Source organism: Nocardia sp. NPDC006044, from assembly GCF_042871115.1.
GTDB lineage: Bacteria > Actinomycetota > Actinomycetes > Mycobacteriales > Mycobacteriaceae > Nocardia.
Genome location: NZ_JBIAID010000001.1, coordinates 2892089 through 2910893, shown reverse-complemented (window position 1 = coordinate 2910893; position 18805 = coordinate 2892089). Strand labels below are relative to the sequence as shown.

The 18805-nt window shown below is 66.2% G+C and carries 22 protein-coding genes; 14 read left to right on the top strand and 8 right to left on the bottom strand.

The features are described 5' to 3' along the window. The first annotated feature begins 18 nt into the window (after positions 1–18). Complete coding sequence (locus tag ACFYO1_RS13540; protein WP_387230298.1) at positions 19–549, top strand: hypothetical protein; 531 nt, start codon at positions 19–21, stop codon at positions 547–549. 129 nt (positions 550–678) lie between these two features. On the opposite strand, the gene ACFYO1_RS13535 is transcribed toward ACFYO1_RS13540, so the two are convergent. Beyond that, the gene (locus ACFYO1_RS13535; RefSeq protein ID WP_387230296.1) at positions 679–1149 is read right to left on the bottom strand and encodes a hypothetical protein; all 471 of its coding nucleotides are present in this window, start codon (positions 1147–1149) and stop codon (positions 679–681) included. Between the two features lie 153 nt (positions 1150–1302). Here ACFYO1_RS13535 and ACFYO1_RS13530 point away from each other — a divergent pair, with 153 nt between their 5' ends. Then, positions 1303–2115 (top strand): DUF2690 domain-containing protein, encoded by an 813-nt coding sequence (locus tag ACFYO1_RS13530; RefSeq protein ID WP_387230294.1) that lies wholly within the window; start codon positions 1303–1305, stop codon positions 2113–2115. Beyond that, on the top strand, positions 2075–2242 hold the full coding sequence (locus ACFYO1_RS13525) for a hypothetical protein (RefSeq protein WP_387230292.1): 168 nt from the start codon (positions 2075–2077) through the stop codon (positions 2240–2242). The genes ACFYO1_RS13530 and ACFYO1_RS13525 overlap by 41 nt, the downstream gene beginning before the upstream one ends. Positions 2243–2317: 75 nt before the next feature. Here ACFYO1_RS13525 and ACFYO1_RS13520 read toward each other — a convergent pair whose 3' ends face one another. The 3 genes from ACFYO1_RS13520 to ACFYO1_RS13510 all read right to left on the bottom strand — a co-directional run bounded on the left by ACFYO1_RS13520 (position 2318) and on the right by ACFYO1_RS13510 (position 5381). Further along, entirely contained in the window at positions 2318–2629 is a 312-nt protein-coding gene (locus ACFYO1_RS13520) for an EthD family reductase (protein ID WP_387230290.1), read from the bottom strand. Further along, complete coding sequence (paaZ, locus tag ACFYO1_RS13515; RefSeq protein WP_387230288.1) at positions 2626–4665, bottom strand: phenylacetic acid degradation bifunctional protein PaaZ; 2040 nt, start codon at positions 4663–4665, stop codon at positions 2626–2628. The genes ACFYO1_RS13520 and paaZ overlap by 4 nt, the downstream gene beginning before the upstream one ends. 104 nt (positions 4666–4769) lie before the next feature. After that, entirely contained in the window at positions 4770–5381 is a 612-nt protein-coding gene (locus ACFYO1_RS13510) for a TetR/AcrR family transcriptional regulator (RefSeq protein ID WP_387230286.1), read from the bottom strand. Positions 5382–5492: 111 nt separating this feature from the next. Between ACFYO1_RS13510 and ACFYO1_RS13505 the strand changes: the two genes are divergently transcribed. The 8 genes from ACFYO1_RS13505 to paaK are packed head-to-tail and all read left to right on the top strand — an operon-like array spanning position 5493 to position 12087. Continuing rightward, complete coding sequence (locus ACFYO1_RS13505) at positions 5493–6212, top strand: enoyl-CoA hydratase/isomerase family protein (protein WP_387230285.1); 720 nt, start codon at positions 5493–5495, stop codon at positions 6210–6212. Next, positions 6209–6988 carry an enoyl-CoA hydratase/isomerase family protein gene (locus ACFYO1_RS13500; protein ID WP_387230284.1) on the top strand — a complete coding sequence of 260 codons (780 nt, stop codon included), beginning with the start codon at positions 6209–6211 and terminating at the stop codon, positions 6986–6988. Before ACFYO1_RS13505 ends, ACFYO1_RS13500 begins: the two co-directional genes overlap by 4 nt. Before the next feature lie 22 nt (positions 6989–7010). Continuing rightward, the gene (gene paaA, locus ACFYO1_RS13495) at positions 7011–7961 is read left to right on the top strand and encodes a 1,2-phenylacetyl-CoA epoxidase subunit PaaA (protein WP_387230282.1); all 951 of its coding nucleotides are present in this window, start codon (positions 7011–7013) and stop codon (positions 7959–7961) included. Beyond that, complete coding sequence (paaB, locus tag ACFYO1_RS13490) at positions 7958–8260, top strand: 1,2-phenylacetyl-CoA epoxidase subunit PaaB (protein ID WP_387230281.1); 303 nt, start codon at positions 7958–7960, stop codon at positions 8258–8260. The genes paaA and paaB overlap by 4 nt, the downstream gene beginning before the upstream one ends. Before the next feature lie 10 nt (positions 8261–8270). Further along, positions 8271–9191 carry a 1,2-phenylacetyl-CoA epoxidase subunit PaaC gene (gene paaC / locus ACFYO1_RS13485; RefSeq protein ID WP_387230279.1) on the top strand — a complete coding sequence of 307 codons (921 nt, stop codon included), beginning with the start codon at positions 8271–8273 and terminating at the stop codon, positions 9189–9191. Continuing rightward, entirely contained in the window at positions 9188–9694 is a 507-nt protein-coding gene (paaD, locus tag ACFYO1_RS13480; RefSeq protein WP_387230277.1) for a 1,2-phenylacetyl-CoA epoxidase subunit PaaD, read from the top strand. Before paaC ends, paaD begins: the two co-directional genes overlap by 4 nt. Before the next feature lie 2 nt (positions 9695–9696). Next, complete coding sequence (gene paaE, locus ACFYO1_RS13475) at positions 9697–10764, top strand: 1,2-phenylacetyl-CoA epoxidase subunit PaaE (protein ID WP_387230275.1); 1068 nt, start codon at positions 9697–9699, stop codon at positions 10762–10764. Positions 10765–10779: 15 nt separating this feature from the next. Further along, positions 10780–12087: a phenylacetate--CoA ligase PaaK gene (gene paaK / locus ACFYO1_RS13470; RefSeq protein ID WP_387230273.1), complete on the top strand. Its 1308-nt coding sequence runs from the start codon at positions 10780–10782 to the stop codon at positions 12085–12087. An 18-nt stretch (positions 12088–12105) separates the two neighbouring features. Here the strand turns inward: paaK and ACFYO1_RS13465 are convergent, their stop codons facing one another. After that, positions 12106–12912 (bottom strand): alpha/beta fold hydrolase, encoded by an 807-nt coding sequence (locus tag ACFYO1_RS13465; protein ID WP_387230271.1) that lies wholly within the window; start codon positions 12910–12912, stop codon positions 12106–12108. Between the two features lie 75 nt (positions 12913–12987). Here ACFYO1_RS13465 and ACFYO1_RS13460 point away from each other — a divergent pair, with 75 nt between their 5' ends. After that, entirely contained in the window at positions 12988–13416 is a 429-nt protein-coding gene (locus tag ACFYO1_RS13460; protein WP_387230269.1) for a MarR family winged helix-turn-helix transcriptional regulator, read from the top strand. A 501-nt stretch (positions 13417–13917) separates the two neighbouring features. Here ACFYO1_RS13460 and ACFYO1_RS13455 read toward each other — a convergent pair. Continuing rightward, positions 13918–14451, bottom strand: a complete 534-nt coding sequence (locus ACFYO1_RS13455; protein WP_387230268.1) for a hypothetical protein — start codon at positions 14449–14451, stop codon at positions 13918–13920. A gap of 474 nt (positions 14452–14925) precedes the next feature. On the opposite strand from ACFYO1_RS13455, the gene ACFYO1_RS13450 reads away from it, so the two are divergent. After that, positions 14926–16191, top strand: a complete 1266-nt coding sequence (locus tag ACFYO1_RS13450; RefSeq protein ID WP_387230266.1) for a matrixin family metalloprotease — start codon at positions 14926–14928, stop codon at positions 16189–16191. Positions 16192–16346: 155 nt separating this feature from the next. On the opposite strand, the gene ACFYO1_RS13445 is transcribed toward ACFYO1_RS13450, so the two are convergent. After that, positions 16347–17021: a TetR/AcrR family transcriptional regulator gene (locus tag ACFYO1_RS13445; RefSeq protein WP_387230264.1), complete on the bottom strand. Its 675-nt coding sequence runs from the start codon at positions 17019–17021 to the stop codon at positions 16347–16349. A 157-nt stretch (positions 17022–17178) separates the two neighbouring features. Between ACFYO1_RS13445 and ACFYO1_RS13440 the strand changes: the two genes are divergently transcribed. After that, positions 17179–18324, top strand: a complete 1146-nt coding sequence (locus tag ACFYO1_RS13440) for an acyl-CoA dehydrogenase family protein (RefSeq protein ID WP_378716812.1) — start codon at positions 17179–17181, stop codon at positions 18322–18324. 38 nt (positions 18325–18362) lie between these two features. Here the strand turns inward: ACFYO1_RS13440 and ACFYO1_RS13435 are convergent, their stop codons facing one another. Next, positions 18363–18773 (bottom strand): cupin domain-containing protein, encoded by a 411-nt coding sequence (locus ACFYO1_RS13435; RefSeq protein ID WP_387230262.1) that lies wholly within the window; start codon positions 18771–18773, stop codon positions 18363–18365. Between the last annotated feature and the right edge of the window lie 32 nt (positions 18774–18805).

The window sequence follows — 18805 nt, the reverse complement described above, 5'->3', positions numbered from 1 at the left end:
AGTCGATACGCTGCGCCGGTGGCTTCACCGGAAGACGAATTCGCGACCGCCTTGGCTCGAGCGATCGCCGAGGACTTACGAGCGCATCCGCCCGCGGGGGCGCTCGTTCGTGTCGTGGTGCGCTGGTTCGAAGAAGCCAGGCCGCTGTACTTCACGGTCCATGCGCTCGGCGCGGACGAGCGGGCGGAGGTCCCGCCGGAAGATGCCTGGTATCCGCTGGAGTGGGAGAACCTCGATGAAGAACTCGATCGAGGTGAGCGGGTGGAAGACGATCCCGGGGTGCGGCGGACGGGCGAAGCCCTCGAGGCCGTCTACCGAGCCAATTCCCCCGGACGCGATTACGACGACTTCCGCCCCTCCCCCGCCATCACCGAAGTGATCCGCCGCCTCCCCGACGAACTGCGCGCTGCCGGAGTGCGACTCGACGCCGAATTCACCACATCAGCAGCCCATTTCGAAGGCATGGGCGCCCTGGCCCTCCTCCAAGACCTCACACCCCCACACCTCATCGCCGCGCTGAAAGCCCGGGGAGAAATGCCGATCGAGTAGCCGCCCCCACACCTTTCGTTGTGCGGCAACGCATTCGCTGCGCGAAAGTCCATGCCGTCCAACATGTCACGAGCGCGGTTCGCGACATCCCGAACGGCCCGCGCAGCGCGCGGGCCGTGAGTTGGCGGACTATACGGAGTATCCACCGTGGCTGGCGTAGTCCCAGGCACCGCCGTCACAGGTGCCGCCGCCGTATGAGGCGCTGGCGATGGCGTACTCGACGTCCACCGTTGTCGTGCCGGGGGCGTAGATCTGCATCGAGTACGACCAGGTGGCCTTGTCCTTTTCCCATCGAGTCCAGCTGCCGTAGGCGGACTGTACCCGCTTCCACGTGCACACATTCGGTCCAGTCCACTGGACCCAGTTGGTGCCGCAGGAGCCGGAATAGAACATGTCGAAGCGACCACCGCCGGTGTAGTAGGTATGGATAAGGCTCGCGCCCGTATTGCAGTGGGTGGCGTAGGGGTCGGTGTTGTTGTAGCTCGTCCCCGTCGCGCCGGCCGTCGGCGCCAAGCCGACCAGCCCGATGGCCACCGCCGCGGCGGCTGTCGCCAGTCCCGTCAGGCGTCGCCGCTGCCTCTTGGTGGGATGAATTGTCATGTCAGATACCTACTTACGTGGTCGGCCGATGTTGGCCAGATCAGTGCAGCGGACCTGTTATCCATCCAAAATGGTGGTTGGACAGGTTGGATGAACGCCTGTCCATGCCGAGCGTGCCGTAGGTGAGTGCGGCGCGGGGGCAGGGAGGGCAGTATGAGCCAGCCAACCGATCCCGGAGCCGAATCCGAGCCCCGCGATACCGTCGCCGCGTTCGCGGCCGACCTGAAGGCCCTGAAACAGCTGTATCCAAGGCTCTCTTACGAGGGGATGGAGCGGTTGCTGCGAAGGCGTGGAATCGATGTCGGCCGAAGCACCCTGAACAATGCGATCAAACCGGAATCGCTGGCGACCGAACGAACGGTGCGGGCATTCGTGCTGGCGCTGACCAACGACGAGCGTCAGGCCGCCCAATGGGTGGCCCGGCGTAAGTCGCTGATACCAAAGCGCGACGAAACGAACGAACCCGTCCAGCCCGCCTTCGAGATCGGTTCGGTGCCACGCAGGTGGTGGCTTGCGGCGGCAGCGGCGGTGCTGGTACTGACCGCCAGTAACGTCGCCACCGGCGTTCTCGTCTCGTCCTGCGATACGCCGAATAGGCCAGATGTCCCCGCCGCGCACACGGGCGATGATGCCGGTAAGACGCCGTGCCGCAATGACGCGAAAGTGGCCGCCAGCTTCAACCGACCGCAGATGCTGCTGGAAATCTTGTTCTCGCACACCTGCGACTCCGCTTGGGGCCGGATCACACGTTTCGACAACGCCGGACGCGGCAACCGGCTCGAGGTCTCGATCTACCGTCGCTCCGATCCACACGGCCCTACCCGCCAGGATGCGGTGGAGCCTGATGTCGACTCCGCGTACACATTCATGATCGTCCGTGCCGACCCGACCGACCGGCTCTGTGCGACCGGCGCGATCACTGTGGGTGACCACACTGAACCTGCCGGACAAGAGATCTGCACTTGATGTGCCGACCGAGCTGCTGTGGGCGGGTGGTTTTGCTGCGGGGGCGGAATTCGGCGGTTACCTGGTTGCCGATGAGTGTTATGTCATGGATTTCGTTGCGGCTGTGGTGGGCTCGTTCGACACGTGACGTTGCTGTCGCCGGGCTCGGTGGGGCGGCTCGGTGGCCTCGGTTGTGTCGTGTTACAGGCGGCGCAGGGCGCGCTTACCTGACGGATTGTTCCTCCTGGGTGAACATCGTGACTCCGCCGGTGGCGAAGTTGCGCAGGTCCCTTGCCGTGGCGACCATTTCGGGTGATGACATGCCCGTTCGCAGCGCCTGTTCGTCGGCGAAGTAGAGGCTGGCTACGGCGTAGCAGGGCGGCTCGCCATTATCCACCGAAGCTACTTTGCCCCAGGTGAATTCCGTCAATCCGGGGACCGCGCGGGCGAGCGGGATGTGGACGGCGGTGTAGTGCTTGTCGAATTCCGCCGGGTTCTCGGGCTTGCCGTAGCAGACGGCAATACGATAGGTCATGATTCCTCCGGTTTCGCCACTAGTGTCAGCACGTCGTAGGTCGCGACGGCTTCGTCTTTCTGATTGACAACCACTGCGTCCCAGCGGACTTCGCCGTATGACGCGCTCTGGCGCGGGGTGATCTGCTTCGCGGTCAGGGTCACGGTGAGCGAATCGTCGACCTGCACCGGAGTCAGGAACCGCAGATTATCGACCCCGAAATTCGCCAGCACCGGTCCGGGCGCCGGATCGACGAACAGCCCGGCGGCAAGCGAGACGACGAGATAGCCGTGCGCCACGATCCCGCCGAACAACGGATTCGCCGCTGCCGCTTCAGGATCGGTGTGGGCGTAGAACGTGTCGCCGGTGAACTCGGCGAAGTGCTGGATATCGGCGCGACTGACCGGACGTGGACCGCCGACGATGGTATCGCCGAGCCGCAACTCGCCGAGATCCTTCCGGAACGGATGCACGCCACCGGCAACCCGGTCCGCACCCTTTACCCACTTGTTCCCCACTGCGGTCAGCACATTCGGCGTCCCCTGTACCGCGGTGCGCTGCATGTGGTGCAGCACCCCGCGGATGCCGCCCAGCTCTTCACCACCACCCGCCCGACCGGGACCACCGTGCACCAGAACGGCGAGCGGCGACCCGTGCCCCGTCGATTCCCGCGCATCCTCGCTGTTGAGCACCAGAACTCGCCCATGGTACGGAGCGAGCCCGAGCACGATCTCCCTGGCGAGGGCGGCATCCTTGGTCACCACCGAGGCGACGAGACTCCCCTTCCCCCTGGCGACGAGCTCGATCAAATCCTCGGTGTCGTCGTACCCGAGCACCGTCGACACCGGCCCGAACGCCTCGATCTCGTGCGGCTCGGTGGCCGCTTTGTCCCCGCCGCGCAACAGGATCGGCGACATGAACGCCCCCGCCGCCGCCGAAGCCCCGACCACCTCCACCAATTCGGGATCGCCGAACACGATGGTCGCCGATTTGGTCAGTCCCCGAATGGATTTCACGACCTCATCGCGCTGGTCGACGCTGGCCAGCGCCCCCATGGTGACCCCGTCGGCATCCGGATCGCCGACGACGACCTTCGCCAGCCGCGCCTTCGTCGCCTCGAGCACGTCGTCGACCATCGCCGCGGGCACGAAGGCGCGCCGAATCGCGGTGCACTTCTGCCCCGCCTTGGCGGTCATCTCACTGACGAGTTGCTTGACGTAGAGCTCGAATTCGGGATCACCCGGCACCACATCGGACCCCAGCACCGAGGCGTTGAGCGAATCCGCCTCGGCGGTGAATCGCACGCCCTCCCCGACGACAGCGGGATGCGCGCGCAGGATCGCGGCGGTATCCGCGGATCCGGTGAAGGCGACCGAGTCCTGCCCACCGAGATGGTCGAGCAACCCGCGGGAACCCCCGCACAGCAACTGCACCGAACCCTCAGGGAGAACGCCGGATTCGATGATCCGCCGGAACACCAGCTCGGTCAGGTACGCGGTTTGACTGGCGGGCTTCACGATCGAGGGCACCCCGGCGATGAACGCGGGCGCGAGCTTCTCCAGGAATCCCCACACCGGAAAGTTGAACGCGTTGATCTGCACCGCGACCCCGCGCCGCGAGGTGTAGATGTGCTGACCGAAGAAGGTTCCGTGCTTACCGAGCGGCTCGATCGCACCGTCGAGATACACGGTGTCGTTGGGCAATTCGCGCCGCGCCTTGCTCGCGTAACTGAGCACGGTGCCGATACCGCCGTCGATGTCGATCGCGGAGTCGCGCTTGGTCGCACCGGTCAGGCGGGAGGTCGCGTAGAACTCGTCCTTGCCCGTCAGCAGCGTTTGACCGAGCTGCTTCAGCTTCGCTGCCCGCTCATGAAACGTCAACCGCGCCAGCGCGGGACCGCCTACCGCGCGCGCGTAATCGACCGCGCCGGCGAGATCCGTTCCGGCCGAGGAGATTCGGGCCACCTCGGCACTGTCGATCGCGCTGAGCAGCGGCGTGCCCTCGTCTGCCGCGGCCACCCAGCGCCCATGGACATAGCTCTCCAGCAGTCGACTCACGAGGTCTCCGTCCCACCGTACGTTCGGTCGGTAATTACGATCCCCTCGGACGCCGAGCGTTGTCAAGCACAACGATCCCCTGGGGACGGGCCGCCGAGTGTCGCTCAGGTGCGGCGCAGACCGTCGAACACGTGCGCCACGACGGCATCGGCCAGATCCGTCGCGGACCCGCCCGCCCGCGGCCGGTACCACTCGACGAGCGAGTTGACCGTGCCGAAGATCAGCCGGGCGGTGAGCGCCGGATCGATCCCCGGCCGCAGATCCCCTTCGGCCGCGGCCTCGACCACGAGCCCGCTGACGAAATCGTCGAACTCCCGCCGCCTGGCCAGCGCGCGCCGCTCCACCGGGGTGTTCCCGCGCACGCGCAGCAACAGCGTGACGTACGGCAATTCCGCACACAGGATCTCGACACTGCGCCGGACCAGGTACTCGAGTCGATCGAGGTAGGGCCCGGTGACCGCCCGCTCCTCGGTGATAACCGCGAACAGCGCGTTGAGCGCCCGGTTCAGCGCGAGTTCGAGCAGCTCGGACTTGCCGGAAACATGGTGATAGATAGACGACTTGGTGATGCCGAGCCCGCGCGCCAGCGCGTCCATGCTGGTGCCGTCGTAACCCTTGTCGTTGAACACCTTCACCGCGACAGCCAGGAGCGAGTCCAGGTCATATCCCGGACGCCCGGGCAGTCCGGTCCGGCGCGTCACGCGTGCGTTCGTCATGCCCCACATCCTCCCAGTTTCTGGAATCGGCCAGCGCAATGCACCGATCAACCCTTGCCAACCTACCGAATGTTCGGTTATTAATGAAGAACACAACGGTGGAGGAGCAGTGTGCGTAGCGTCGCCGTCACAGAACTGCCGGACCGGTTCGTCGTCACGCTCGACCGGCCCGCCCAGCGAAATGCCATCAACGCGCAGATGATCGGCGCGTTGCACGACGTCTGCGCCACCATCGAGCGAAACCCCAAGCCGCTGTTGCTCACCGGTCGCGGCGACGACTTCGCCGCCGGCGCCGACATCGACGAGCTGCGCATGCGCACCCGCGACGACGCGCTCACCGGCATCAACCGGAATCTGTTCGACCGGGTCGCTCGGCTGCCGCTGCCCACGGTGGCGGCGGTCAACGGATACGCACTCGGCGGCGGCGCCGAACTCGCCTACGCGTGCGACCTCCGAATCGCCACTCCGACAGCGGTATTCGGCAATCCGGAACCGGGACTCGGCATCATGGCCGCGGCTGGCGCCAGCTACCGCTTACCGTCGCTGGTCGGCATGTCGATCGCCAAGCAGATCCTGCTGGGCGGACGCACCATCGACGCCGAGACCGCGCTGCGCACCGGTTTGGTCCTGGACATCGCCGAGGACCACGTCGCGGCGGCGCATCGGCTCCTCGATCGCATCGCCCGCCAGTCCCGGCTCGCGTTGCGGCTGACCAAGACCGTCGTCGACGCCCCCGGCGCGCACCCATGGGCCGACGACCTCGCACAGGCCGTCCTGTTCGACACCGAGGACAAACACCAACGGATGACCGCCTTTCTGGAGAAACGATGACAGTTCGCCTGGAGACCGCGCACGGACTCGCCACGATCACCCTGGCCCGGCCGTCGGCGCACAACGCCCTCGATATCCCGACGAAACTGGCGTTCTTCGAGGCGGTGACCGCGACCGCCGAGAATCCGGACGTGCGCGCGGTCCTGCTCACCGCCGAGGGCCGGAACTTCTGCGTCGGTCAGGATCTGAGCGAGCACGCCATCGCGCTGGAGACCGATCCGACGACCGCCATGGACACCGTCGGCGCGCACTACAATCCGCTCATCCGCGCGTTGAAGTCACTGGAAGTACCGATCGTCGCCGCGATTCCCGGCGCCTGCGTCGGCGCCGGATTCGGCATCGCGTTGGCGGCCGACATCCGGATCGCGGGCACCCGGACGACGTTCGCGACCGCGTTCACCGGCATCGCCCTGGCCAGCGACTCCGGCTTGAGCTACGCGCTCGTCGAGGCGCTCGGCAGCAGCCGAGCCACCGGACTGCTGCTGCTGGGCGACCGGGTGACCGCCGAGCAGGCGCTCGACTGGGGATTGATTCATCGCGTGGTGCCGGATGATGAATTGCACACGACAGCAGCGGATCTCGCTCAGCAACTCGCCTCAGGCCCGACGGCGGCCTACCGCCGGGTGAAGGCGCTCGTCGGCGCGTCGGCGTCCGGTCTGTCCGCCGCCTTGGACCGCGAACTCGCCGCACAGCAGCACCTGGGCCGCACCGACGACCACCAGGCCGCGGTAAAAGCCTTCCTGGCGAAGGAGAAACCGGCCTTCACCGGCGCTTAGGCAGATTCGGCAAGGAGAGCAGATGTCCACCGCACACGCGCCCGAAACAGGCCCGCTACAGACCCTTTTCGACGAGACGATCGCCGCCGAGCAGCGCATCGAACCCCGGGACTGGATGCCCGACGGCTACCGCCGCTCGCTGATCCGCCAGATCGCCCAGCACGCGCACTCCGAGATCATCGGCATGCAGCCCGAGGGGAATTGGCTCACTCGCGCACCGTCGTTGCGGCGCAAAGCGATCCTCATGGCCAAAGTTCAGGACGAGGCAGGCCACGGCCTCTATCTGTACTCCGCCGCCGAAACCCTCGGCGCCGACCGCGGCGAGCTGACCGCCCAGCTCATCGAGGGCAAACAGAAGTACTCCTCGATCTTCAACTATCCGACGCTCACCTACGCCGACGTCGGCACCATCGGCTGGCTGGTCGACGGCGCCGCGATCTGTAACCAGGTTCCATTGTGCCGCAGCTCTTTCGGACCGTATGCCCGCGCGATGATCCGCGTGTGCAAAGAGGAGTCGTTCCATCAGCGCCAGGGTTACGAACTGCTGATGACGATGATGCGCGGCACCGACGAGCAGCGCGCGCTGGTGCAGGAGTCGGTCGACCGGTGGTGGTGGCCCGCGCTGATGATGTTCGGACCGCCCGATGACGAGTCGCCCAATACCGCGCAGTCGATGAAGTGGGGCATCAAGCGGCACACGAACGACGAACTGCGCCAACGGTTTGTCGACATGTCCGTGCCGCAGGCCGAGGCACTGGGTGTGACCTTCCCGGATCCGGAACTGAAGTGGTGCCCCCGGCGCGAGGCGTACGACTTCGGCGAGCCGGACTGGGCCGAGTTCGCGGCCGTGCTCAGAGGCAACGGCGCGTGCAATGTCGAGCGGATCGCCAACCGTCGCGCCGCGCACGAGGACGGCGCATGGGTGCGCGAGGCCGCGACCGCGTTCGCGGCCCGCGAGCAGGCGGCGTCGTGACCGAAACCTCCGCGGTGCAGGCGGATTGGCCGCTGTACGAGGTCTTTCTGCGCGGCAAGCGCGGCCTCAACCACGTGCACGTCGGATCGCTGCACGCCGCCGATGACCAGATGGCCTTGCGCCACGCGCGCGACGTCTACACCCGCCGCAACGAAGGGGTGAGCATCTGGGTGGTCCGGTCCGCCTCGATCACCGCGTCGAGCCCGGCGGAGAAGGATCCGTTCTTCGCGCCCAGCGGCGACAAGGTGTATCGGCATCCGACGTTCTACGAGATCCCCGACCACGTGCCACACATGTGAGGCGGCGCAGATGACCGAAGCATCGGAGCACAACGCCTACGAAGGCCTGGTCGACGCGAATTCCCACGGGCAGTGGGCGTTCGGCACCGGCTTCGACGATCCGCTGGCCGGCGTGGACACCACGGTGCCGGACGACGTCGAGCCGACCGCGCTCGCCACGTACTGCCTCATGCTGGCCGACGACGCCCTGATCAGCGCCCAGAGGCTCGCCCAATGGTCCACGCGGGCACCGGAACTCGAAGAGGAGGTCGCGCTGGCGAATGTCGGCCTCGATCTGCTGGGACAGGCGCGGCTGTTACTTGCCCGGGCCGCCGCGGCCGATGGTTCGGTGGTGCCGTTCATTTCCGATACCTCCCCGGTGCCCGCCGAAGACGCGCTGGCCTTCTTCCGGCCGGAGAACGAATTTCGCAACGTCCGCCTGTGCGAGCTGGACAACGGCGACTTCGCCAAGTCGATGGTCCGGTTGCTGATCTTCTCGACCTGGCGCCTCGCACTCTTCGATCGACTCCGCGCGTCTCGCGATCCGGTGCTGGCCGCCGTCGCGCACAAGGGCGTCAAAGAGCTGACCTATCACCGCGACTACGCAGCCCGGTGGACGGTCACTTTGGGTTGCGGCACCACCGAATCCAGGCGGCGCACCGGCGACGCGCTGGAGCTGGTGTGGCCCTACGTCGATGAACTGTTCGTCCCCACCGACGAAGAGATTTCCCTGTCCGAGGTCGCGGTCGGCGTCGATCCCCGTGACGTCCGTGCGGAATTCGACGCAGTGCTCGACCAGGTCCTGCACGCCGCCGAGCTGGCTCCCCCGCTCGCCCGCGTGGGCACGGTCGGCGGACGCGCGGGCAGGCGCGGCATCCACACCGAGGCGATGGGCTCGTTGCTCGCGGACATGCAGAGCGTCGCCCGCGCGCACCCGGAGGGACGCTGGTGAGCGCCGGCGAATTACGCGCCCGCGCCGTCGCCGCATCGGTGACCGACCCGGAGCTGCCACCGCTGACCCTCGACGACCTCGGCGTGCTGCGCGAGGTCACGGTCGACGCCGACGGGAGTGTGCTCGTCACCATCACCCCGACGTACTCGGGTTGCCCCGCCATGGCCACCATGCGCGACGATCTGGAGCACAAGCTCCGCCAGCACGGATACAACCGCGTGCGGATCAGAACTCGCCTGACGCCGGCCTGGAGTTCGGATTGGATCTCCGCCGAGGGTCGCCGAAAGCTGAGCGCGGCAGGCTATTCCGTGCCGGGTCCGGCGCCGCGGCGCGCAGCGGGACCGGTCCCGCTGACCCTCACGCCCAAGCCGCGCGCCCTCATCTGCCCGCAATGCGGATCACCGAACACCGTCCTGCACTCCGAGTTCGGCGCGACGCTGTGCAAAGCCCAATACCGCTGCTCGGACTGCCTGGAACCGTTCGACCACGTGAAGGAGATCTGACCATGACCTCCGCACGAACCAAAGCCTTCCACCCGCTGACCGTCGCCGATGTCGAACCACTCTGCGCCGACGCGGTCGCCATCCGCTTCACCGTGCCCGAGCGGCTGGCCGGCGAATTCGACTTCCGCCCAGGCCAATCGCTGATGCTGCGGCGCACCGTCGACGGCGTCGAGCATCGCCGGTCCTACTCGATCTGCGCGCCGGCCGGCGCACCGCCGCGGGTCGGCGTGCGCGAGGTGCCCGGCGGGGTGTTCTCGTCCTGGCTGGTCCATCAGGTCAAGCCGGGCGACATCATCGACGTACAGGGACCGACCGGAACATTCACCGCCGAGCCGGCGGAGGGTGGCAGGCACGTCCTGATCGCGGCGGGGTCGGGTATCACTCCGATGCTCTCGATCGCCGCCTCGATGCTCATCAATCCCACTGCGGAAGTCGTTCTGCTGTACGGCAATCGGCGCACCCGGTCGGTGATGTTCGCCGAGGAGATCGCCGATCTGAAGGATCGATTCGGCCCGCGACTCGACCTCGTCCACGTACTGTCGCGGGAACCGCGGGAAGTGGAGTTGTTCAGTGGCAGATTGGACGCGCAGCGCCTGCGCGCGATCCTCGGCAGCGTCGTGCCGACCGACGACATCGACCACTTCTGGCTGTGCGGACCCTACGGCATGATCACCGACGCGCAGGAAGTCCTCGCTGAGTTCGGTGTCGACCGGAGCCGGATCCACCACGAACTGTTCTACGTCGACGTCCCGCCGCCACCGGTGATCCATCGCGAACCCGGAACCCGCGGTCCGACAAGCGAAGTCACCCTCGCGCTCGACGGTCGCTCGGTGACCGGCGCCCTCCCCCGGGACCAGCCGCTGCTCGATTCGGGCGCGCAATTGCGTTCGGATCTCCCGTTCGCCTGTAAGGGCGGCGTCTGCGGCACCTGCCGCGCCAAGATCACTCGAGGCGACGCCGATATGCGCCGCAATTACGCGCTCGAAGAATCCGAGGTCGCCGCCGGCTTCGTGCTCACCTGCCAGACCTATCCCCTCAGCGACACCCTGACCGTCGATTTCGACGACTGAACCTGGAGTTCCCCGATGACCGGCGTCCTGCCCACTCCCACCGACACCCCCGACATCGAATTCGCCACCCGCGACCGCATTTCGGCTCTGCAACTCGAACGATTGCGCTGGTCGCTGGAGCACGCTTACGCCAACGTGCCGCATTACCGCCGGGCATTCGACGATGCCGGAGTCCATCCGAGCGACGTGCGTGATCTCGGCGATCTGGCAAAGTTCCCGTTCACGACCAAGCAGGAGCTACGCGAGAACTATCCGTTCGGAATGTTCGCGGTGCCGCAGAGTCAGGTCGCGCGAATCCACGCGTCCTCGGGCACCACGGGGTGGCCGACGGTGGTCGGGTACACCGCGAACGACATCGGCAACTGGGCGGAACTGGTCGCGCGCAGCCTGCGCGCGGGCGGGGTCAGACCGAACGACAAGGTGCACGTCGCCTACGGATACGGTCTGTTCACCGGCGGGCTCGGCGCGCATTACGGCGCGGAACGGCTGGGCTGCACCGTGATTCCGATGTCCGGCGGCATGACCGAGCGCCAGATCCAGCTCATCACCGACTTCGCGCCGGACGCCATCCTGGTCACCCCGTCCTACATGCTCACCATCGCCGACGCGATGGTCGCCAAAGGCCTCGATCCCGCGAAGACCTCGCTGCGCGTCGGGGTATTCGGCGCCGAGCCGTGGACCGAACACATGCGACGGGAGATCGAGCAGACTCTCGCTATGGACGCCGTCGACATCTACGGACTCTCCGAGGTGATGGGTCCCGGCGTCGCCATGGAATGCGTGGAGACCAAGGACGGCCCGCACATCTGGGAAGACCATTTCTATCCGGAGATCATCGATCCGGAGACCGGTGCGGTGCTGCCCGACGGCGCGGAGGGCGAATTGGTGTTCACCTCGCTGTCGAAGGAAGCGACACCGATCATTCGCTATCGCACCCGCGACCTGACCCGCCTGCTCCCCGGCACAGCCCGCACGATGCGCCGAATGCAGAAGGTCACCGGCCGCACCGACGACATGATCATCCTGCGCGGGGTCAATCTGTTCCCCACCCAGATCGAGGAACTGATCCTGGCCGTCCCGGCCCTGGCCCCGCAATTCCACTGTGTGCTCGAACGCACCGGCCGGATGGACACCCTCACCATCCGAGTCGAAGCCCGCCCCGGCGTTTTCGACGATCAACGATGGACGTCGTCCGCAGCGCTGCGCGAATCGATCAAGAACCGCATCGGCGTCACCGTTGCCGTCGACGTGGTCCCGCCCGCCACCCTCGAACGTTCGATCGGCAAGGCGCGCAGGCTGATCGACAACCGCCCCCGGACCTGAGGGTCGGCATTATCGAAGTCAGGCGGCGGGCCGGCCGGTGGCGTGGGCGTCGGCGAAGTTCCACAGGAGCGGGATCAGTTCGGCGGGGGATTCGATCTGCGGGAGGTGGCCGGTGTTCGGCATGATGACGAATTCCGCGCCGGGGATGGCGTCGGCGTAAGCGCGGCCGTTTTCGGGGTCGACGATCCGATCGGCTTCGCCCCAGATGACGAGGGTGGGCAGGGTGATTTCGGGGAGGCGGCCGAGCAGGGTCGGGTCGGTCATCGAGCCACCGTAAACCTCTAGGGCGCTGCGGTTTCCAGCCATCATCCGCAAGACGGCGGGGTTGAGTTGAGTCGGTTCGATCCGATAGGGGTCGGGGTCCGCGTAGCTGTAGTCCGCGATCTGGGTGAGGTCGAGGGCGAAGAAATCGATGACCGGATGGTCGGGGACCTCGATGCCGACGGCGTCGACGAGAACCAGGCCGGACACTCGGTTCTGTTGCAGGAGAGCGAGTTCCGCGGCGATCCAGCCGCCCACGGAGTTGCCGACGACGGTGACGTCGGTGAGGTCGAGGGTGTTCAGCAGCTCTGCGTAGAGGGCGGCGAGTTCACCGATGGTGGTGAGCCGTTCGGGGCGGTCGGTGCCATCGAAGCCGGGGTGGGTGGGGGCGTAGACGTGGGCGTTTCGTTCGGCGGCGAGGCGGTCGGCGAAGCCGGTGACCGACATGGAACCGGCCCCGCCGTGCAACAACAGGATCGGGCGGCCCTCCCCTCGTTCGTCGACGCGGACCGCGATGGTGCCGAGTTCGGGCAGGGGCACGTCGACGGTGCTGGTGGTGCTCATGTAAACCTCCTGAGATCTATATCAGTAACCTTATACAAGCATACTGATATAAACAACCTGAGTTATGCTGCTGCTATGACCTCGATCGGAGACGTGGCCCTGTCGATCAAGCGCGTCCAGCACCGCCACCACCGCGCCCTCACCGCCGCCCTCGCGGATCTGGGCGTCTCGCTGGTGCAGTGGGACACCCTCCGCCACCTCGATCGCCATCCCGACGCCTCACTACACGACCTGGCCCAGTTGACTTTTCAGACTGACCAATCGTTCGGGACACTGGCCACGAGAATGGCCGAGCGCGGACTCATCGAGCGAATGCAAGGCCCCGGCCGCGCCGTCCGCCACCGCCTCACCCCCAAGGGTGAGCAGATCCGCGCCGAAGGTGCTCAGCGAGTGCGCGCCGTCCAACGCCGATCCTTCGCCGCCCTCTCCCCCGCCCAGATCGATACCCTCGGCGACCTCCTCGACCTCATCCTGACCACGCCGCTCGACCACGAGCCGGGTTGACGACGTAGCCGACTCACCAAGCGCCGATGAAGAATTCGAGCACGGACAAGCGCTCGCGGCGAGCAGCGCGATACCCGCCGAGACGACCAGCGTGCGGGACCGAGCGCGACCGGCGTCGAGCCGAGCGGCAACGAAACCGCCTGTGCCGCCGAGGATTCCGAGCACCGGCGCACCACCGAGGAGCAGATAGAACACGCTGGCCAGTGCGGCATCGCCGGCACCACCGAACCCACGAGCGTAATCCTGCGCCAGCGGCACCGGAAACCGGTAGACCACCGCGACCAGAGCCGCCGCCAACGGCGCCAGCACAACCGCGGCCACCGCGCCCAGGCCGGCCGTTCTCAGGGCGAACACATTCTCCGTGGAAGCATCGGACATAGCTCGAGCATATGGACCTCGCCCGCCCCCGGAAGCTGGGAAACTACCCGTGTCGGTGAGTAGAACTACCGGACCGGCCGGCACTACCGAACGCACGTACTCACCGCCGACCGGAGTTACGCATCAGTCGGCGCTCACGATCGTGAAATCGCTTGCGCCGCTGCTTTTCTGCGTGAGCGTGAGTCCGGCGTCACCGCTGGTTCCGCGGGCGGACCAGTACATCGGTTTGTCGCTCTTGTTCCGCACCAGGCCGCCGGATTCCTGCTTCCACATGAGACGCTCAGGCTTGGCGCGTTTTTCGCACTTGTCGGCGTTCGTCGCGTACGCGTTCTCGTCTATGCATACGCCTTTCACGCTGTAAACCATCCCGTAGCCTTGGTCGTCCACCTCCCGCTGGAACCACTGCTGGCTCTCGTTGCCCTTGTCGCAGGCGGTGAACTTGATCGCCGTCTTGCCATCGGTCTGCGTCGCACACCGGGTTCCGCCGTCGCGGATCTCGGCTTGGATCAGAAACGTCACGTTCGGGTCCGGAAACGCAGTCGTTGCGGCGTCGGCCGTTACGTCGACCAACCACAGCGGCAGCACTGCGGCGATAACGAGAGCAACGCGGACGTAACGATTACCAGTGTTCTCGCCCGGTAATTCTTTGTTGCGCACGATATCTCCTGACTGTGAATGTCGGCCAGCACGACTGATGTCGGCTGCACGGACCAGCAGCTGCCAAGGTACGAGCGCAGAGTCGGCCCCGGGGAGTATTCGGTGCCGGGACTCGCGCGGATGGGTGCGCGGTGAGCTCGCGCACCTCCTCCGGGTCCCTGTCGTCGCCCGCACCACTGGCTCGGACCGGTGCTCGGAATCAGCTCGACGGCAGCGCTCCGGGGCGGCACACGGCAGGTCGTACGGGATGGTGACTACGGCACGCGAAATGGCGCCACTATAACGACGAAACGTCTGCGGTACAGCGCTGATTCAACAAACTAACGTTAGTTCCAGGCCAGTCTTAAAAGCGTGTTTTCAGCAGTTAAGACGGTGCTTACATGGGGTGCTCATTCGATGTTTCGGCAGTACAGTCGCCGGTGCCGAGCAGCGAGTGGTGGAGCTCGCTTTCATATACACGGAGGTTTCCAGGTTATGCCGACTGTTGCCGGACGTCGCAACTATCACGGGAAGCATCGGGCCGCGAAGTCGCCGAGGAACGGCACACCCCGACTGTTCGCCGCGCTGGTCGCGGGCACCCTGCTCACACCCGTCGGGCTGAGCCTGACGACCACCGCCACCGCATCGGCGGCGGCCCCGAGTTTCGGCTTCCGAGCGAAGGTTCAGGGCTACGACGCGGACGGCCGGGCGATCATTCACTACAACAACAGAATCAAAGATGCCGGCATCGAAAATGCGGTCAAACACTTGAATTCGACGCCGGGCCTGAACTTCGTGCTGAAACCGGGAACGGGCAACGGCGCGATCAACATCAGCAACGAACGTTTCGAAGGCGGCGTGGCCGGCCTCGGCGGCTGGGATAACGGCGGCCCGTTCGTGAAACTCGATCCGAAGAATCAGAACTTCGATCCGGACGACCGAACCGAGATCGCCGCTCACGAACTCCTGCACTCGATCGGCCTCGATCACAACGACAGCGGATGCAGCATCATGGCCAGCTCGGTCAATCGCTGCAACAGTGGCCCGACTCCGTTGAGCAAGAACGAAATCGGTCAGCTCAACAGCATGTATCAGCGCGGGAAGGCGGACCCGAACAAGCCGACGAGCACCACACCGGATAGCACCACGAAGCCCGGCGGCCCGAAAGACCCCGGCACCCGGCCGAACTCACCGCAGCCCGGGCCGGGACAGGACGCGGGAGACGACTCGCAGAGCGGGCCGGGGCAAGACAGCGGCGACGATGAGCAAAGTGGGCCGGGCCAGGATTCCGGCGACGATTGGCAGAGCGGGCCCGGAGCAGACGACGGAGACAGTTCACCGAGCGATCCCGGTGACGAATTCGATTGGCTCGGCGGCGACAACTCGTCCGACGACGGCATGTTCAGCGACGATGGCGGCAATCCGTTCGACGGCGACGGCTTCGACTGGCTCGGCGACAGCCGCACCGACGACTCCGGCGACCTCTTCGGCAGCGACGTCAGCGACCCGTCCAGCAGCGGCGACGGTTTCGACTGGCTCGGCGACAGCGGAGGCGACCCGTTCGGCGACGCAAACCAATTCGGCACCGGCGACCTGTTCGGCGACAGCAACCAGTTCGGCCGCGACTCCGGCAACTTCTTCGACACCGGCGACTTGTTCACCGGCGGCGGCAACGACGGCTTCGATTGGTTCGGCAAGTCCGGCAACAAGCAATTCAGCGGTGGCGACATGTTCAGCGACCTGGCCGGCAGCCTGTTCTGAACTCACCTGAGGAGTAGATGTCGAACTCCCCTGCACCCCAGGGGAGTTCGACCTTCAAAACCCCTCCGTTTTGGCACACTGTGCAACATTGCATGCCTTGCACACTTGCAGCCCAAGCCATTTCGAGCCGAAACGGAGCTACGCGGGGTAACCGATCACCCGTTGCCCGGGAGGGCCGCGTGAGGGTCCAGCGAGATGCCGAGACCGCGGAGGCGGTGGTCGATGAGCAGCCAGGCCTCGGTGGCGAGTTGGTCCACCAGTTCCGGTTCGCTCATGTCGCGGTGGACGAGCCACCAGCGGACCGAGGCGTCGATGAGGCCGAGCAGGGCGACGACGAGGCGGTCGGCGGCCACTGAGTCGGCGCCGAACTTGGGGATGTATCTTGTTGCGGCGGCAGAGATCTCGGAGGCGAAGGCGCTGCCGCCGATTCTGGGTTCGTCGTTGCCGCGGCGGTAGTTTCGTCCGAGCAGGAAGATGTACAGGTTCGGATGTTCGCTGGCCCAGCCGACGTGTTCGGCGATCGGGGCTCGGATGATGGCATACGGGGAACCCTCGATCTCGAGCGCGGCCCGGATCTGCCGGGTGAGATCGTCGTGCGCCCGGCGCGCCACGGCCAGGTCGAGCTCTTCCTTGCTGGCGAAATGCCGGTAGACGTGGCTGCGCGCCAACCCTGCGCGATCCGCGATCTGGCCGGTCAGCGCCTCGGGCCCGTGCTCTTCGATGACCGCGATGGCCGCGTCCACGATGGTTCGGCGACGCTCGTCCCGGCCCGGGGCGCGACTGGTCGAGCGCCGCGCGGCGGCGGTGTCGGTCCAGCGTCGTTGCTCCACGGGGTCTCACGCTATCGGACGTTCAGCCAGGCCATACCGAATCGTGTCTTGTCCGCGCGGCCGAGTTGGTACACACTGTTCCCGCCGGGTACATGCTGTACCCGCGAACCCTGGTTACATATATTTGCCAGTGGTGCGCCGAACCAAAGGAGCTTCGATGGCCGCCTACCGGTCGAGTTGGATGAACGACGATCTGGACGCGCTGCGTGACCTGGCCCGCGCCTTCTTCCAGAAGGAGGTCACCCCGAACATCGACAAGTTCATCGACCAGCATCATGTCGACCGCGACCTGTGGAACAAGGCGGGCGAGCTCGGGCTGCTCTGCCTGTCCATCCCGGAGGAATACGGCGGCGGTGGCGGCACGTTCGCGCACGAGGCGGTGCTGATCGAGGAGCAGGCGAGGGCGCTGGACACGGCGTGGGGCGCGAGCCTGCACAACGGCATCGTCGCGCACTACCTGCTCGCCTATGGCACCGAGGAGCAGAAGCGGCAGTGGCTGCCGAAGATGGCCAGCGGTGAGGTGGTCGGCGCGATCGCGATGACCGAGCCCGGCACCGGCTCCGATTTGCAGAACATCAAGACCAAGGCGGTCCGCGACGGCGACGAGTACGTGGTGAACGGATCCAAGACGTTCATCACCAACGGCGCGCAGGCCGACCTCATCATCGTGGTGGTCAAGACCGACAGCACGCAGGGCGCCGCCGGCGTCAGCCTGGTGCTGGTCGAGGCCGACCGGGCCGGATTCCGGCGCGGCCGGGTGCTGGACAAGATCGGGCAGAAGGGCCAGGACACCTCCGAGCTGTTCTTCGAGGACGTCCGCGTCCCGGTGGCCAATCTGCTCGGCACCGAGGAGGGCCAGGGCTTCGTTCAGCTGATGCAGCAGCTGCCACAGGAGCGCCTGATCATCGCCGTCGGCGCGGTGGCGGGCATGGAGACCGCGCTGGAGCACACGCTGCGCTACACCAAGGAGCGAGAAGCGTTCGGCCGCACCATCTTCCAGTTCCAGAACACCAAGTTCAAGCTCGCCGAGGTGGCCACCGAGGCCAAGATCGCGCGCGTCTTCACCGACGACTGCATCGCCAAACACATTGTCGGCGAACTGGATATCGCCACGGTCGCGATGGCCAAGTGGTGGACCACCGACCGCGCCATGTCGGTGGCCAGCGAATGCCTGCAACTGCACGGCGGCTACGGCTACATGACCGAGTACCCGATCTCACGCCTGTGGGTGGACAACCGGGTGCAGATGATCTACGCGGGCACCAACGAGATCATGAAGGAGATCATCGCCCGCACCCTCTGAGGGCACCAGGCCTGCGCGGCGGACTCAACCGCGCAGGCTCAGCCGTCTTTTTTCCAGGTCGGGAACGCCCCCGGCGCCAGCTCGACGAAATCCGGCAGCCCACGCAGGGCGGCCTCGGCACCGCCGGGCGTGTACGTCGCCACCAGGCGCAGCGGTCGCCAACCGGTGTTGTACGTGGAATGCAGGGTGCCACGCGGGATCCACACCGCGTCGCCCGCATTGATCGCGAATTCGCCACTGTCACCGACGGTTTGCCGCCCCTCCCCCTCGATCACGTAGAGGATCTCGTCGGACTCGGGATGCTCGTGCCGGTCATGACCCTTGTTCGGGTTGATCACCACCTCACCGAGCGTCGACGACGCTCCGTCGACGGTGTCGGGCGAGACATGCCATTTGATCGATCCCCAGTCGAAAACCATGGTCGCAACGGCGTTCGGATCGCGGTACATAGGACTCTCCTTCGAAAGATGAAGCCGGGCGG